Raw genomic sequence first — 14,861 nt, forward strand, 5'->3', positions numbered from 1 at the left:
GGCGTGCCTGCGGATGGGCAGGCAACGCTGGAGGAAAAGAGTATGAGTAAGTTAAGTAAAGATGAAGCCCAGGCGCTGATTCAGGAAGTTCTTGAAGTTTATCCTGAGAAGGCCAAAGAAGATCGTGCCAAGCACCTGGCCGTCAATGATGCTTCGGGCAATGAAGAATCACAGAAATGCGTCACCTCCAACCGTAAATCCCTGCCGGGCGTGATGACCATACGTGGTTGTGCCTATGCCGGTTCCAAGGGTGTGGTTTGGGGGCCGATCAAGGACATGATTCACGTCTCGCATGGCCCCGTGGGTTGTGGTCAGTATTCGCGTGCCGGTCGTCGCAACTATTATGTTGGCACCACGGGCGTGGACAGCTTCGGTACCATGAATTTCACTTCCGACTTTCAGGAAAAAGACATCGTCTTCGGTGGTGATAAAAAACTGTCCAAACTGATTGGTGAAATCGATCAGCTCTTCCCTCTCAACCGCGGTGTCAGTGTTCAATCCGAGTGTCCGATCGGTCTGATCGGTGATGACATCGAAGCGGTTTCCAAATCCAGCAGCAAGGAAATCGGCAAGCCGGTTATTCCTGTGCGCTGTGAAGGTTTCCGCGGTGTATCCCAGTCACTGGGTCACCACATTGCCAACGATGCCATCCGTGATCATGTTTTTGATCGTGAAGGCGGCGGCAATGGTGTTGAGCCAGGTCAGTATGACGTTGCCATTCTGGGTGACTACAACATCGGTGGTGATGCCTGGTCTTCACGCATTCTGCTGGAAGAAATGGGCCTGCGCGTGGTGGCCCAGTGGTCCGGTGACGGCACCCTGGCGGAAATGGAACAAACCCCGAAAGTGAAGCTGAACCTGCTGCACTGCTACCGTTCCATGAACTACATCTCGCGCCACATGGAAGAGAAGTACGGTATTCCCTGGGTGGAATATAACTTCTTCGGCCCCACCAAGATTGCCGAAAGCCTGCGCAAGATTGCTTCCTACTTTGATGACAGCATCAAAGAGGGTGCTGAAAAAGTGATCGCCAAGTACCAGCCCATGATGCAAGCCGTTATCGACAAGTACAAACCCCGCCTGGAAGGCAAAAAAGTCATGCTTTACGTCGGCGGTCTGCGTCCTCGTCACGTCATTGGTGCCTATGAAGACCTGGGTATGGAAGTGGTGGGTACTGGCTATGAATTCGGTCATAAAGACGACTACGAGCGCACCAACGAAGACGTTAAAAACGCCACCTTGATTTACGACGATGTCACTGGCTTTGAGTTTGAAGAATTCGTCAAGCGCGTTAAGCCTGACCTAGTGGGTTCCGGGGTCAAGGAAAAGTACATCTTCCAGAAAATGGGTGTGCCTTTCCGTCAGATGCACTCCTGGGATTATTCCGGTCCTTACCATGGCTACGATGGTTTCGCCATCTTCGCCAAGGATATGGACATGACCTTGAATAACCCCTGCTGGAGTCAGATGACGCCCCCCTGGAAAGCTTCTGATGAAGCAGACAGCAAGGCTGTTGCCTAATTTAACTATTTACCTTGAGCCCGCGTTCGCAGATTAGCGGCCGGGCTAGGAGAAGGTCATGCAAAACGTAGACGATATCAAACAAAGCTATCCTTTATTTCGTGAAGACGAATATCAGGATGTACTGACTCGCAAGAAATCAGACTATGAAAAAGGTCACGCCAAGGACAAGGTTGATGAAACCTTCCTGTGGACGACTTCCCAGGAGTATCAGGATCTCAACTTCCAGCGTGAAGCCCTGACCGTCAACCCAGCCAAGGCCTGCCAGCCACTGGGTGCCGTTCTCTGTGCTCTGGGTTTTGAAAAGACCCTGCCTTATGTGCACGGTTCACAAGGCTGTGTGGCCTACTTCCGCACCTACTTCAACCGCCACTTCAAGGAGCCGGTCGCCTGTGTCTCCGACTCCATGACTGAAGATGCTGCGGTATTCGGTGGTCAGAAAAACATGGTGGCTGGTCTGGAAAATGCCAAGGCACTCTACAAGCCAGAAATGATAGCGGTTTCCACCACCTGCATGGCCGAAGTCATCGGGGATGACCTGAATGCCTTTATCGGCAATGCCAAAAATGAAGGTGCGGTCGAGCAGGACTTCCCAACCCCCTTTGCCCACACACCTTCCTTCGTCGGTTCGCACATCACCGGTTGGGACAACATGTTCGAGGGCATTGGTCGCTACTTCACCCTTAACTACATGGAAGACAAGAAGGTCGGCAGCAACGGCAAAATCAACCTGGTACCAGGTTTTGAAACCTACCTGGGCAACTACCGGGTTATCCGCCGCATGATGGAAGACATGGGTGTTGAATACAGCCTCCTGTCTGATCCTTCTGAAGTCTTGGATACGCCTGCTGATGGTGAATACCGCATGTACGAAGGCGGCACTCCACTGGATGAAATCAAGGATGCGCCTAACGCTCTGGACACCATCCTGCTGCAGCCCCAGCAACTGGTGAAAACCAAGAAATTGGTGACTGGCACCTGGAAGCATGAAGTTCCTGACATCAACATTCCCATGGGTCTGGAATTCACTGATGCCTTCCTGATGGAAGTCTCGCGCATTTCCGGCAAGCCCATTGCTGACTCTTTGGCCAAAGAGCGTGGTCGTCTGGTCGACATGATGACCGACTCCCACACCTGGCTGCACGGCAAGAAATTTGCGCTCTACGGTGATCCTGACTTCACCTACGGCCTGACCAAATTCCTGCTGGAGCTGGGTGCCGAGCCGACCCACGTTCTCTGCCAGAGTGGTAGCAGCAAGCGTTGGGAAAAGAAAATGAAGAAAATGCTGGAAGCCTCTGGCCCAGTGAATAACGAAACCAAACTTTATTCACGCCATGACCTCTGGCACTTCCGCTCGTTGATGTTCACCGAAAAGCCGGACTTCATGATCGGTAACTCCTACGGCAAATTCATCCAGCGGGACACCCTGCACAAGGGCAAGGAATATGAAGTGCCCCTGATCCGCATCGGCTTCCCCATCTTTGACCGTCACCACATGCACCGCGCCACCACCCTGGGTTATGAAGGTGGTATGCAAATGCTGACCACCCTGGTGAACGCAGTGCTGGAACGCCTGGATGATGATACCCGCCTGATGGCACAAACTGACTTTAACTACGACCTGGTTCGCTAAAGTCATTCGGGAGACTCTTCGGAGTCTCCTTGAATTATTCAGCTCGCGAGAGATCAGGCAGTAAGCAGCCTGTCGGAGAGCGTAGCCAGGGATGGCGCAGCGCCGGAATTTTGTCCGGGACTGGACAAACTGACGGAAAAGACAGGTGGTTACTGCAAGTGAAAAGTCTATTACTTGAGCCAACAGGAGCACCTTATGGCCAATATCATCATCAGCCAGGCACTGGACGGAGGCTTGACCTTCTATATGCCGAAAAAGGATCTGGAAGAAAAAGTCCAGTCGCTGGAATTCACCGAGGCCGACAAATGGGGCGGAGAGCTGAAACTGGCCAGCGGCCAAAGCTACTACATCGACCCCATGGAGCAGCCGAAGCTTCCCAAGTCCTTGCGTGCTCGGCGAATGGACTAGTGTTGGTGGCCTGTAATCTGTTTATCTTGGAGAACCTAACCATGGCTATGAAAATCGATCCCGATGTCTGTACTGCTTGCGGTGACTGTGAAGTGGAATGCCCCACGGTCTCCATCACTCCCAAAAACGGCGTTTATGCCATCAACCCCAAAACCTGTGATGAATGCGTTGATGAAGGCGAGCCACGCTGCGTGCCTGTCTGCCCCGTTGACTGCATCTCCCAGGCTGCCTGACAGCAACTCTCTGGTGGGCCTTCGCTAAAGAGGCCCACTTTTTCTTCCAGCAGCCATTTGCAAGGTGAAGATCATGTCTAGTATCAGCAAGGTTGCAGCCCAGCGGCTTTCCAATGCAGCCCGAGCCCTCTCCGAAGACGACCCTGAAAACTTTATTCTTGCCCTGGGTTCCCACCTGGGTCTGCCCATCAACGAAAAAAAACTGCAAAGCCTGACCGTTGAAGACCTCAACAACCTGCTGAGCGGACAGGATGGCCTCCTGCCGGAAAACTACAACCACGCCAGCATGCAGGCCGCACTGCGCTATCTCTGGGGCGAACAGGACAGCCTGGAGCCCGCCCCTCAACCTGAACAACCTCCGACAGCCATGCAGAATAAACCCAGCCTGCAGGTTGCTGTGGCCTCCAATAACGGGGAAATGCTGGATGGTCATTTTGGTTCCTGCCTGCGCTTTCTGATTTATCAGGTCAGCCAGGACGGCATCTATCTTCAGGAGGTTCGCGAAGCAGCGCACTTAAATACCGGCAGTGAGCGCAATGAAAAACGTGCCCAACTGCTGAATGGCAGCCAGCTTCTCTATGTGCAATCCATTGGCGGCCCAGCCGCTGCCAAGGTGGTGCGTGCCGGTATTCACCCCATCAAATTCCCCACCCCCGGCCTTGCCCGTGAAGCTCTGGAAAAACTGCAGGGCAATCTGGGCAATCCACCGCCCTGGCTGGCCCGAGTGCTAGGAACCGAAAGCTCCGTCAGTCGACGTTTTTCCGGGGAGACCGAAGAATGATAACTGCAGAAGGCTTGAATCAACTGGCCCGAGAAATAGAAGCCACACCGGAAAACCAGCGGGATGAACGCCTGAATGAAGGTTTTAGTGAAGGCAAACTGACCATCTGTATGGACGATGATATTCCCGGCATGGCCAAACCCGTTTATCAGGGCCAGGGGTTTGATCTTTACCTGGTGGATGCGACCCAGGAATGCGCCACCCTGAGCAATGATCTGGATACGGCTTGTGGAGTCGTGCTGGCCCTTCACGATGATGACGACGAGGACTGATTATGGCCCTGATGACCCGCAATGCCCAGTTAGTAACTGCTGACTCACCGGATTTGGAGAAGCTGGCCGAAGGTATCAGCCTGGTCAAGCCCCGACCTCACCATGCCCCCTTGATGTCCTATCTGCAGCAAGCCTGGCCGGAAGTGGAGTTCAAGCACCAGCTGACTCGCTCGGGTTGGTATCGACCCGGTGGTGTGCTGAGTTTCAGTGGTCAGTTGCTCAGCCATGACCTGGAAGCCTGGCTCAATCAGGTTCAGGAAAAGGTTGAAGATTTTGCTCAGCTCCTGGTGGATCTGGAAGTCATTCAGCCCCAGGTGACCCGCTTCAATGGAGCCACCCACTTTTTTACGGCCAGCTATGGCAAGCAGCCCCTTTCCTGCTGGCAACTGGAAATCGAAGAGCTGCAGGAAGTCCTGGACAGACGCCTGCTGAATGAGCAGGGGCCGGAACCTGAAGATATCGCCGACCTGCTGGAGCCTCTGCAACCCGCCGCTCTGGATGCCCAGGCCATGGGAGCACCCTTCTATCGACTGGGACGTCTCATCAACCTGCGCCAAGCGGTTCAGAATGCCACTAATGCTCCTTTGATTGAACGTTTTCTTGAAGAATGGCAGCAAGCCCCAGGCCGCACTCAAGCCTTTCACTCGCACTGGTTTTTCCAGCGTCATGAATCCCTGACCCGTTATGGTGTTACCCAGCTGCGTATGCAACCCCATGCCATCAAGGCCAAACAACTGAAAACCCTGCCCTGGAACCTGCATACAGATGCTTTGGAGCTGGCTGCCCAGCTGCGGGCCTATGACAAAACGGCGGGATATAACGGAGCCTGGTATTTCGGGATGGTTGCCGGCAACCTGGTGCCACGGGATCTGGCGGCTCGTTTACTGGAAGACTGGCAGGAAGGCTACCGCTATATTTCCGACCTTCAGGCTGCCCTGGTTCGTGGTTGGCTGCATCAGCCTTATACCCTCTAAACAAATTTTCATAGAGTGCCTGGAAAAGGAGTGAGTTTTCACTCCTTTTCTTTTTCTGCTGCACGCCTGGGTACGGTTTTCGGATCGGCAGTGATGGGGCGGTAAATCTCCACCCGGTCAAATTCTTCCAGCACCTGGCTGGTTTTGACCAGCTTGCCGAAGATGCCGATCTTCTGGGTTTCCAGATCAATCTGCGGAAAGCGACTGAGAAAGCCTGAAGCCTGAATGGCTTCTTCGACCGTGCTTTTGTCAGCGACTTCCAGTTCGATCCAGGCTTGCTCACCCTGGTTGTTGGAGTAGGCGATACTGATTTGCATTTTGGAAGTTCTCCTTTTCAATCTCTCATATATAAGGGTGCAGTTATTGCCTGTTCAGGACGCGTGAATACATCCATGTAAGCTCTGACCGCAACCTCCTGTTGCAGACAGCCTGAACCAGGCAAACCTGCCCCCTGTTTCTATTAACAAGAGTGCTTTTTAAGCACCCTGACAAAGCAATGCCTGCACGAAAGGGCCTGAGTCTTAACCATGCCCTTCCACTGTGCACCCGGCGGATTCCTGTGGAAGCTTGTTGTCTTTGCTCAGGCGCCGGTCGATCCAGCGTTTGGCGACCAGCAGGAAGCCGACGGCGATGAAACCACCCGGTGGCAGGATGAGGATCAGAAAGCCTCGGTAATCCGGGATCAGGGTGACTTCCAGAAAGCCGAAGGCATCGCCCAGCAGCAGGTCGGCGTTGGCAAAGAGGGTGCCGCTGCCGAGGATTTCCCGGAAACCGCCGATGACCACCAGTGCCCAGGTCAGGCCGATGCCCATGAGCACTGAATCCACAAAGGAGTCCCAGACGGTGTTTCTGGAAGCAAAGGCTTCGGCGCGTCCGAGGATGGCGCAGTTGACCACGATCAGGGCAATAAACAGACCCAACACCTTGTAGAGTTCATAGGCAAAGGCATTGATCAGCATGTCGGTCAGGGTCACCAGAGTGGCAATAATGACGATGTACACCGGAATGCGCACTGCCTGGCTGATGAAGTGCCGGATGCTGGAAATAATCAAGTTGGCACCCACTAACACAAACAGAGTGGCCAGGCCCATACCCAGACCATTGGTGGCGGTGCTGGTAACGGCCATTACCGGACAGAGGGCCAGCAACTGGGCAAATACCATGTTGTTGCTCCAGAGGCCCTCTTTGGCCAGGCGTTGATAATCAGTCATCTTGAACCTCCAGAAAGGTGTCCCGGTTGGCGGCAAAAAATTCCAAGCTGCGGTGGATTTCGCGAACGATGGCTCGGGGAGTGATGGTGGCTCCGGTGAACTGGTCAAATTCACCGCCATCTTTTTTCACGCCCCAGTTTTCCGGCTGGGGGTTGTCCAGGGATTTGCCGGAAAAACCGGTGATCCAGGGATCACGGCTTACTTCTATTTTGTCACCCAGCCCCGGTGTTTCCCTGTGAACCAATACCCTGACACCGGAAATCTCGCCATTGGCTTTGATGGCCAGCAGCATTTCAATATTGCCTGCATAGCCCACGGCGGTAATCGGGAAGATCACTGCCGTCACTTCGCCTTCCTTGCGGGCCTGATACCAGGTCAGAGGCTTGCCGTTGCGTTCGATTTCCGCCTTGCTGGTCAGCAGGTCATTGTCATACAGGGAGTCATCAATCACCTGGGAAAAGTTTTGCAGCAGGTCGTTTTCCAGAGCAGCGCGGATAGGCTCACGAGTCAGTTGGTAGGCAAAAGCCAGGGCCGCACAGGTGGCGAGAACAACCAGGCCCAGAAGGGCACCCTGATAGTCCAGGCGGTTTTTGATGGCGTTCAAAGTCATGAGGCATCCCCCCGGTTTTTGGGTAGCGGGTCACCCTTGCTGGTGCGTCCGTAAATCCGTGGTTTAAAATAACGATCGATCACAGGAACTGCAGCATTCATCAGCATCACTGCAAAAGCCAGGCCTTCGGGGTAGTTGCCGAAGCTGCGGATCAGCCAGGCCAAGAGGCCACAGCCCAGACCAAAGGCCAGCCGACCTGTGGCGGTGGTGGGTGCCGTGACCGGGTCGGTGACGATGAAAAATGCGGCCAGAAAAGAACCTCCGGTGAGAAGATGAAACCCCGCTCCCGGATAGGCTTCGGGTTGAAAAAGGTGAAGCAGAAAAGCGGGCAGTGCCATGCCCAGCAGCAGGCCCACCGGAGCCTGCCAGGTGATGATGCCCTTCCACAGTAGGTAGACTCCACCCAGCAGTAACAGCAGGGCACTGGTTTCCCCCAGGCTACCGATCTGGTGTCCGCTCAGGGTAGCTGAGATTTGATAGTCCTGATGGATCAGGGTATCGCTCAGGAGTTTGCCCTGGGCTGTTTGGTTTTTGATTTCATCCAGTAGGGTCGCTCCGGTAAAAGCATCGCTGACGCTGACTGAACCAAAAGTGATTGCTAGTCCGTTCATGAAATCCGGGGCTTGGTGAGTGACCGCTTCAGGGTTGATCCAGGTGGTCATTTCCACCGGGAAGGCGATCAGTAGCATGACCCTGGCGGCCATGGCCGGGTTGAAAACATTCTGGCCCAGACCACCGAAGATCTGCTTGATCATGGCCACAGCCAGAAAAGTGCCGACAAGCACCAGCCACCAGGGTGCCCAGGGTGGCAGACAAAGTGCCAGTATCCAGGCGGTGACCAGAGCCGAACCATCTTTGAGATGCGAGGTGACCGGCTTGGCAAAAAACTTCAGAAAAAGAGCTTCCCAGAAGAGAGCACTGAACAGGCTTAAAACCCAGACATTGAAAGCCGGCCAGCCGTAAAGCCAGAAGGCATAGAGAGTGGCAGGGGTGAGTGCCAGCATCACCTGCAGCATCATGGCTGCCAGTTGATTGCTGGAATGGGCATGAGGCCCATGCACTGGCAGGCTCATGATGAACTCTCCTCGGCGGCGGCTTTCTTGGCGGCAGCGGCACGTCGGGCCGCCATCAGGGCTTCCTTCTCACGGGCCTGGCGTTCCAGGCGCTCTTCCCGGCGCCGGGCAAGAATTTTTGTGCGTTCACGTTTTTCAGCATCGCGATGACTCTGGGCCAGTTCACCCTTGGCATAGTTGAAGAGGTGAACCAGTGGCAGGGAAGCCGGGCAGATGTAACTGCAGGCACCACAGCCAACACAGTCACCCAGTCCCAGTTTGCTGGCTGCCTCCAGGTCACCGGCGCGAATACTGGCGGCCATTTCCAGGGGTAAAAGCCCCATGGGACAGGCGCGTACACAGCTGGCACAGCGCACACAGGGTTCGGGTTCACGGGTATTGATCTCATCGCTGGTCAAGGCCAGGATGCCGCTGGTGCCCTTGATCACGGGGACATGCAGATCCGGTAGCTGGATGCCCATCATGGGGCCACCCATAATCAGGCGTGCCGGGGTGGCATCAAAACCACTGGCATAGTTGATCAACTGGCTGGCCAGGGTGCCCAGGGGCACCTCCCAGTTACCCTGGTGAGTCAGGGCCTGGCCACTCAAAGTCACGATGCGCGAAATCAAAGGACGATTTTCAAACAGGGCCTGATATACCGCCCGTGCAGTGGCCACGTTGTGCACCACCAGGCCACTGTCAGCAGCCCGGCTGCGTGCGGGGATTTCTTTGCCCGTCAGCTGTTGTACCAGTTGCTTTTCCGAACCCATGGGATAACGGCTGGGTACAGAAGCCACCTGAATGCCGGAACCAGCGGCAGCATGAAGCATTTTTTCCAGGGCTTCGGGCTTGTTGTCTTCAATACCGATGATTACATTTTTGGCCTGTACGGCCTGCTGCATCAGCAGGGCTCCCTGAATGATTGCCGCAGAATGTTCACGCATCAGGCGATCATCACAAGTCAGATAAGGCTCACACTCCCCCCCATTGAGAATCAGGGTTTCCACCCCGGTTTTCAGGCTGTTGCCCAGTTTGACGGCAGCAGGGAAGGTGGCTCCTCCCAGACCCACAATTCCGGCAGCCCCCACTCGGGTACAGATTTCCTCGGGAGCCAGTTTGAAAGGATCAACCACTGGCGGGTTTTCTTCCCATTGGTCACGGCCATCCGGTTCCAGAGTGACGGCCAGAACCGGCAGACCTGAGGGATGAGGTGCAGTGTGTTCGGCAATCGCGGTGATTTTTCCGGAAGTGGGCGCATGCACGGGGGCAGAGATGGCTCCCTGACTGGCACCCAGTAGCTGTCCCTTGCCGACTGTTTGGCCGACCTTGACGACAGGTGTTGCAGGAGCACCCAGATGCTGCTGCATGGAGACATAAAGGCGATCACTGAGTGGGAAACGACGTATTTTTGCGGTGTTACTCAGTTCCTTGTGGGTTGAGGGATGCACCCCTCCACGCAGTTTTTTCTTGAACATGGCAGCAACTCCAGGTATCGGATGGCAAATTACAGGTCCGGTTGGCTCCAGGCCCAGGTCTGCAGGCTGGGTTTAACGGCTTCCAGACGGATGCATTCTGTCGGGCAGACGTCTTCGCATTGACCGCAGGCCGTACAGGCTTCGGCAAAAACCACGTGCATCTGCTTGGCGGCTCCCAGAATGGCGTCCGTGGGGCAGGCCTTGTAACAACGGGTGCAGCCGATGCATAGCTCTTCATTGATGGTGGCCAGTTTGGGGCCTTCATCACAAAGGCCGGAAAGATCCACGGAAACACCCAGTTTGGCGGCAATGGCTTCTGCCACAGCACGACCACCCGGTGGACAGAAAGTGGGAGGCAACTGACCCTCGGCAACCGCTTCAGCCGCCGCACCACAGCTGGGGTTACCGCATTGGCCGCATTGGGTACCGGGTAGAAGCTCTTCTATTTCCACGGCCACATTGCTGCGTTCAACATGCAGTACCCTGGAGGCCACGCCGAGCAGAAAACCCAAAAGAGTGCCCAGTCCGGCCAGGGGTAAAATAGTGATCAGCATTGTGCTTCTCCTTAACCTTGTAAGTTATGCCAGACCGGCGAAGCCCATAAAGGCCACGGATAAAAGCCCGGCAACAATAAAGGCGATGGGCGCACCCTGATAAAGTGCAGGAACCTGAAGTACGGCCAGACGCTCACGCAACCCGGCAAAAATAACCAGCACCAGAGTGAAACCCAGAGCGGAACCCAAGCCGAACATCAGGCTTTCAATAAAACTGTGGCCTCCCTGGATATTGAGCAGAGCCACACCCAGTACGGCACAGTTGGTGGTGATCAGGGGCAGGTAGATACCCAGAATCTGGTAAAGCGGCGGGCTCATCTTGCGAATCAGCATTTCCGTGAACTGCACCACGGTGGCAATCACCAGAATAAAAGAGAGAATGCGCAGAAATTCCAGCCCCAGTGGTAACAGAAGCCAGTTTTCCAGCATCCAACTGGCTGCCGACGCCAGCGTCAATACAAAGGTGGTGGCCATCCCCATGCCCAGAGCACCATCCATTTTGGTGGAGACACCCATCAAGGGGCAGAGCCCCAGAAACTTGATCAGGATGACGTTGTTGACCAGAGCTGTGGACACCAACAGTAATAAGTAGTCTGACATGAGCTTCTCCGAGTAAACGCCCTGAAAATGGCTTTTGCCTGGACTGGAGCAAGGAGTGTGCCATGGCTCTCAAGCGCCTTTTTGCGGTGCAAAGTGGTCTTTTTTCTGTACGGGAGCGACAAACAGGGGCAGTTTTGTCGCGAAGCTGACAAGCCACAGGCCGAGGATAGGTAGGCAAGCCGTGGGGTCTACGGCTGGTATACATATTGCAGTGAACCGGATATCTCTGCGACAGGCCGTTCGCATCCGCATCAGGGGGAGTGATTGAGTATGTGTGAATCCAAAGACCTTTCCACCGCTTTGAGTTTCAAAGCAGCTTTTGAACAACTGCCACCCGAGGTCTTTCGCCTGGCTGTGGAGCAGGCCGCTGTTGCCATTTCCATCACGGATACCCGAGCGCGCATTGTCTATTCCAACCCTAGCTTTTCACGGGTCACGGGTTATTCCCAGCAAGAGTTGCTGGGTAAAAACCAGTCGATTCTCTCCTACAAAGTGACCCCCAAAATTGTTTATGAAAGCCTCTGGGGTCAGTTGCAGAGAAAGCAGCCCTGGAGTGGTTTGCTGGTGAACCGGCGCAAGGACGGTAGCCGTTATCTGGCGGATCTGACGATTACCCCCGTATTGAATGCCCAGGGTGAAACCACGCATTATCTGGGCATGCAAAGGGATGTGACGGAAATGCATCAGCTGGAGCATCAGGTGGTGAACCAGCAGGCCCTGATTGAACGGGCCCTGGATTCCACCCAGGCCGCCATGGTCATGGTTCAGGCTGATCTGCAACCGGTCATGAGCAACCGCAGTTATAAAGAACTGGAAAAAAACCTGGGTTATCCACCTTTGCCTGAGCTGTGTGTGGCCCTCAAGGCGCAGTGGCCGGATCTGTTTCAGGATGATGTTTTATTGAATCGGAGCTTTGCTCCCCTTGAAGTCAGGCTCTCCGGTCATCATGACCCTGAACTCTGGTTCAGCTGCTCGGGTGAAGTCATTGAGGAAAAAGACACCAGTGCCGATGCCTTTTATCAGAAAAGCTTTACCCGTTACCTCCTGTTGACTCTGCAGGACATCAGTCACCTCAAGCAGCAGCAGAAACAACTGCAGCTGACCAGTTTGCAGGCTCTGCTGTCTGAACAGGAAAGACTGCAGAGCGTCAGGGAAACCCTTTCCGGTGCTATTTATCAACTGGAGCGCCCCCTGAACCTGATTAACGCCGCTGCGCGTCTGGTCAGTCGCCGTGAACAGCCCGGTTCCGAAGAGCTGCTCAGTTTGCTGGGTGAAGTTCAGGCAGCCGGTCAGGAGACAGTGAATCAATTGACCCGCTGTCTGCCCGGTGATATCCGGGAAGAAAACCAGGTGGTAAACCTCAATCAGCTTTTACAAAGCAGCCTGAGTTTGCTGACACCCCGCCTGCTGGCTGCCGGGGTCACCGTTGACTGGCAACCCGAAAGCGACCTGCCCAGAATCCAGGCCAAACCCACCAGCCTGGCAACCCTCTTCAAACAGCTTCTGGACAATGCTCTGGATGCCATGCAAGCCAGCCGCAGTGATCAACGTGAACTGCAGATCACAACCCGCAGCTATAAGGAATTTGTGGAAGTAACCCTACAGGACAGCGGTCCTGGGATTCCCCCCAGTGACCAACTCAGGGTCTTTGAGCCCTTTTTCACCACCCGTCAGCAAAGTGACAAACATCTGGGTATGGGCCTGACTTTGGCCCAGGAAATCGTCAACAGCCACCAGGGTTTGCTGGAAGTCGATCCTGAATTCACTTCTGGTTGTCGAATTAAGGTGCAACTCCCTTATGTATAATTCTGAACCTCCCCCCACAAAACACGAGACCCCGGAAGCCAGTGATCGCCTGGCCCCGGAAATGTTGCAAGCCATTCTGGTGGGTGAACTGGAAACCCTGTTTCAGGTGAGCCAGGTTCTGTCCCGCTCACTGAATTTGCAGGCCACCTTGAGCAGTGTCCTGGAAGTACTGGATCAGCGAGTGGGCCTGGAAAGAGGCCTGGTTGGTCTGGTGCCGCCAGAGCGCGATGAACTGGTGGTTTATGCACTCAGAGGTATGCCGGAACTGACCGCCGGTGATGTCAGCTATCAATCAGGTGAAGGCATCGTCGGAGAAGTCTTGCGTCAGGGCGAAAGCCTGGTGCTCAACCGCATTACCGAAGATGCCCGCTTCCTGGGTCGGCTGGGTATTTATGATCCTGAGCGTCCCTTTATTGGTGTGCCCATTCGCAGTGGCAGTGAAGTGCTGGGGGTGTTTGCCGCCCAGCCCAGCAGTTCCCAGAAAGAGCTGTTGGGTGAAAGAGCCCGTTTTCTGGAAATGGTCGCCAACCTGATCGGACAAACCGTGCGCCTGTCCTGGGAAGTGGAAAGTGAAAAACGCGCCCTGAAGGATGAACGCGATCAGCTCAAGCGAACGGTGCGTGGACAGTTTGGATTTGACAATATCATCGGACGCTCCTTTGCCATGCGTCAGGTTTTTGAGCAGGTGCGTCAGGTGGCCAAATGGAACACCACCGTTTTGATTCGGGGCGAAACAGGCACCGGGAAGGAACTGATCGCCAGTGCTATTCACTACAATTCGCCGAGAGCACGCGGGCCTTTCGTCAAACTCAACTGTGCCGCCCTGCCGGAAAATCTGCTGGAATCGGAACTTTTCGGGCATGAAAAAGGCGCTTTCACCGGAGCCATCAGTCAGCGCCAGGGGCGTTTTGAGCAGGCCGATAAAGGCACCCTGTTTCTGGATGAAGTGGGCGAGGTCTCCCCGGCTTTTCAGGCCAAGCTGTTGCGGGTGCTGCAGGAAGGCGAACTGGAAAGAGTCGGGGGCAGCCGTACCATCAAACTCAATGTGCGCGTGGTGGCAGCTACTCACAGGGATCTGGAAACGGATGTGGAAGCAGGGCATTTTCGTGAGGACTTGTATTATCGCCTCAATGTCATGCCCATCGTGATGCCGACCCTGCGCGATCGCCTGGAAGATGTGCCGGATATTGCCAACTTTCTGCTGCAGAAGATTGCCCGTGCCCAGGATCGGGAACTGAGCATCACGGATAACGCCTTGCGGGTGCTGATGCATCACAGCTGGCCGGGCAATGTGCGCGAACTGGAAAACTGCCTGGAAAGAGCGGCGGTCATGTCCTATGACGGAGTGATCGACCGTGACCAGGTGTTGCTGACCGGTATTGAAGAACAGGTCACCGGCTCGCATGGCGGCTCCATCGACCTGATGGACGAAAGCCTGGATGAACGGGAAAGAGTCATTGCCGCTTTGGAACAGGCCGGCTGGGTACAAGCCAAAGCCGCCCGCCTGCTGGGCATGACCCCAAGACAGATTGCCTATCGCATTCAAACCCTGAATATCAAGGTAAAGCAGATTTAAGAGCCCTGTTTTTGCAAATAAAATGCGTGTTTCTGTACTTGCCCCAAAGGTCTGGCCTGAGTTCTGGTGAAAGCTGAGAAAATCCGGTAGGTTGGAAGACACAGTGGGCAGATATTGAAAGCAGCGAAAGGCGCGTGTCTGCTATTAAAAGC

16 protein-coding genes are annotated in these 14,861 nt (G+C 54.8%); 9 read left to right on the plus strand and 7 right to left on the minus strand.

The window, feature by feature from the left end:
• Positions 1-42 precede the first annotated feature (42 nt).
• The 7 genes from nifD (at position 43) to LG323_RS14370 (ending at position 5,822) form a co-directional block, all read left to right on the plus strand.
• The gene (gene nifD / locus LG323_RS14340) at positions 43-1,521 is read left to right on the plus strand and encodes a nitrogenase molybdenum-iron protein alpha chain (RefSeq protein WP_404417609.1); all 1,479 of its coding nucleotides are present in this window, start codon (positions 43-45) and stop codon (positions 1,519-1,521) included.
• A gap of 58 nt (positions 1,522-1,579) precedes the next feature.
• A complete protein-coding gene (gene nifK, locus LG323_RS14345) occupies positions 1,580-3,154 on the plus strand; it encodes a nitrogenase molybdenum-iron protein subunit beta (protein ID WP_404417611.1) in 1,575 nt (524 codons plus the stop codon).
• Positions 3,155-3,349: 195 nt separating this feature from the next.
• Positions 3,350-3,562 carry a putative nitrogen fixation protein NifT gene (gene nifT, locus LG323_RS14350; RefSeq protein WP_310696473.1) on the plus strand — a complete coding sequence of 71 codons (213 nt, stop codon included), beginning with the start codon at positions 3,350-3,352 and terminating at the stop codon, positions 3,560-3,562.
• Between the two features lie 41 nt (positions 3,563-3,603).
• Positions 3,604-3,795 (plus strand): 4Fe-4S binding protein, encoded by a 192-nt coding sequence (locus LG323_RS14355; protein WP_404417614.1) that lies wholly within the window; start codon positions 3,604-3,606, stop codon positions 3,793-3,795.
• A 73-nt stretch (positions 3,796-3,868) separates the two neighbouring features.
• Positions 3,869-4,576 carry a dinitrogenase iron-molybdenum cofactor biosynthesis protein gene (locus LG323_RS14360; RefSeq protein ID WP_404417617.1) on the plus strand — a complete coding sequence of 236 codons (708 nt, stop codon included), beginning with the start codon at positions 3,869-3,871 and terminating at the stop codon, positions 4,574-4,576.
• Positions 4,573-4,848 (plus strand): hypothetical protein, encoded by a 276-nt coding sequence (locus LG323_RS14365; RefSeq protein WP_310696476.1) that lies wholly within the window; start codon positions 4,573-4,575, stop codon positions 4,846-4,848. The genes LG323_RS14360 and LG323_RS14365 overlap by 4 nt, the downstream gene beginning before the upstream one ends.
• 2 nt (positions 4,849-4,850) lie before the next feature.
• Positions 4,851-5,822, plus strand: a complete 972-nt coding sequence (locus LG323_RS14370; RefSeq protein WP_404417620.1) for a hypothetical protein — start codon at positions 4,851-4,853, stop codon at positions 5,820-5,822.
• A 38-nt stretch (positions 5,823-5,860) separates the two neighbouring features.
• Here LG323_RS14370 and LG323_RS14375 read toward each other — a convergent pair whose 3' ends face one another.
• The 7 genes from LG323_RS14375 to rsxA form a co-directional block, all read right to left on the minus strand.
• Positions 5,861-6,139: an RnfH family protein gene (locus tag LG323_RS14375; RefSeq protein WP_404417623.1), complete on the minus strand. Its 279-nt coding sequence runs from the start codon at positions 6,137-6,139 to the stop codon at positions 5,861-5,863.
• Positions 6,140-6,343: 204 nt separating this feature from the next.
• Positions 6,344-7,033 carry an electron transport complex subunit E gene (locus tag LG323_RS14380; RefSeq protein WP_404417625.1) on the minus strand — a complete coding sequence of 230 codons (690 nt, stop codon included), beginning with the start codon at positions 7,031-7,033 and terminating at the stop codon, positions 6,344-6,346.
• Entirely contained in the window at positions 7,026-7,643 is a 618-nt protein-coding gene (gene rsxG / locus LG323_RS14385; RefSeq protein ID WP_404417628.1) for an electron transport complex subunit RsxG, read from the minus strand. Before rsxG ends, LG323_RS14380 begins: the two co-directional genes overlap by 8 nt.
• Positions 7,640-8,716, minus strand: coding sequence for an RnfABCDGE type electron transport complex subunit D (locus tag LG323_RS14390; RefSeq protein WP_404417631.1), 1,077 nt, complete (start codon positions 8,714-8,716; stop codon positions 7,640-7,642). Before LG323_RS14390 ends, rsxG begins: the two co-directional genes overlap by 4 nt.
• A complete protein-coding gene (gene rsxC, locus LG323_RS14395; RefSeq protein WP_404417634.1) occupies positions 8,713-10,173 on the minus strand; it encodes an electron transport complex subunit RsxC in 1,461 nt (486 codons plus the stop codon). The genes LG323_RS14390 and rsxC overlap by 4 nt, the downstream gene beginning before the upstream one ends.
• Positions 10,174-10,202: 29 nt before the next feature.
• The gene (locus tag LG323_RS14400) at positions 10,203-10,727 is read right to left on the minus strand and encodes an RnfABCDGE type electron transport complex subunit B (RefSeq protein ID WP_310696483.1); all 525 of its coding nucleotides are present in this window, start codon (positions 10,725-10,727) and stop codon (positions 10,203-10,205) included.
• 24 nt (positions 10,728-10,751) lie between these two features.
• The gene (gene rsxA, locus LG323_RS14405; protein ID WP_404417637.1) at positions 10,752-11,327 is read right to left on the minus strand and encodes an electron transport complex subunit RsxA; all 576 of its coding nucleotides are present in this window, start codon (positions 11,325-11,327) and stop codon (positions 10,752-10,754) included.
• A gap of 270 nt (positions 11,328-11,597) precedes the next feature.
• Between rsxA and nifL the strand changes: the two genes are divergently transcribed.
• Positions 11,598-13,133 (plus strand): nitrogen fixation negative regulator NifL, encoded by a 1,536-nt coding sequence (gene nifL / locus LG323_RS14410; RefSeq protein ID WP_404417639.1) that lies wholly within the window; start codon positions 11,598-11,600, stop codon positions 13,131-13,133.
• Positions 13,126-14,709 (plus strand): nif-specific transcriptional activator NifA, encoded by a 1,584-nt coding sequence (nifA, locus tag LG323_RS14415; RefSeq protein WP_404417642.1) that lies wholly within the window; start codon positions 13,126-13,128, stop codon positions 14,707-14,709. Before nifL ends, nifA begins: the two co-directional genes overlap by 8 nt.
• Positions 14,710-14,861: the final 152 nt, after the last annotated feature.

This window comes from Marinospirillum sp. (genome assembly GCF_044810985.1).
GTDB lineage: Bacteria > Pseudomonadota > Gammaproteobacteria > Pseudomonadales > Halomonadaceae > Marinospirillum.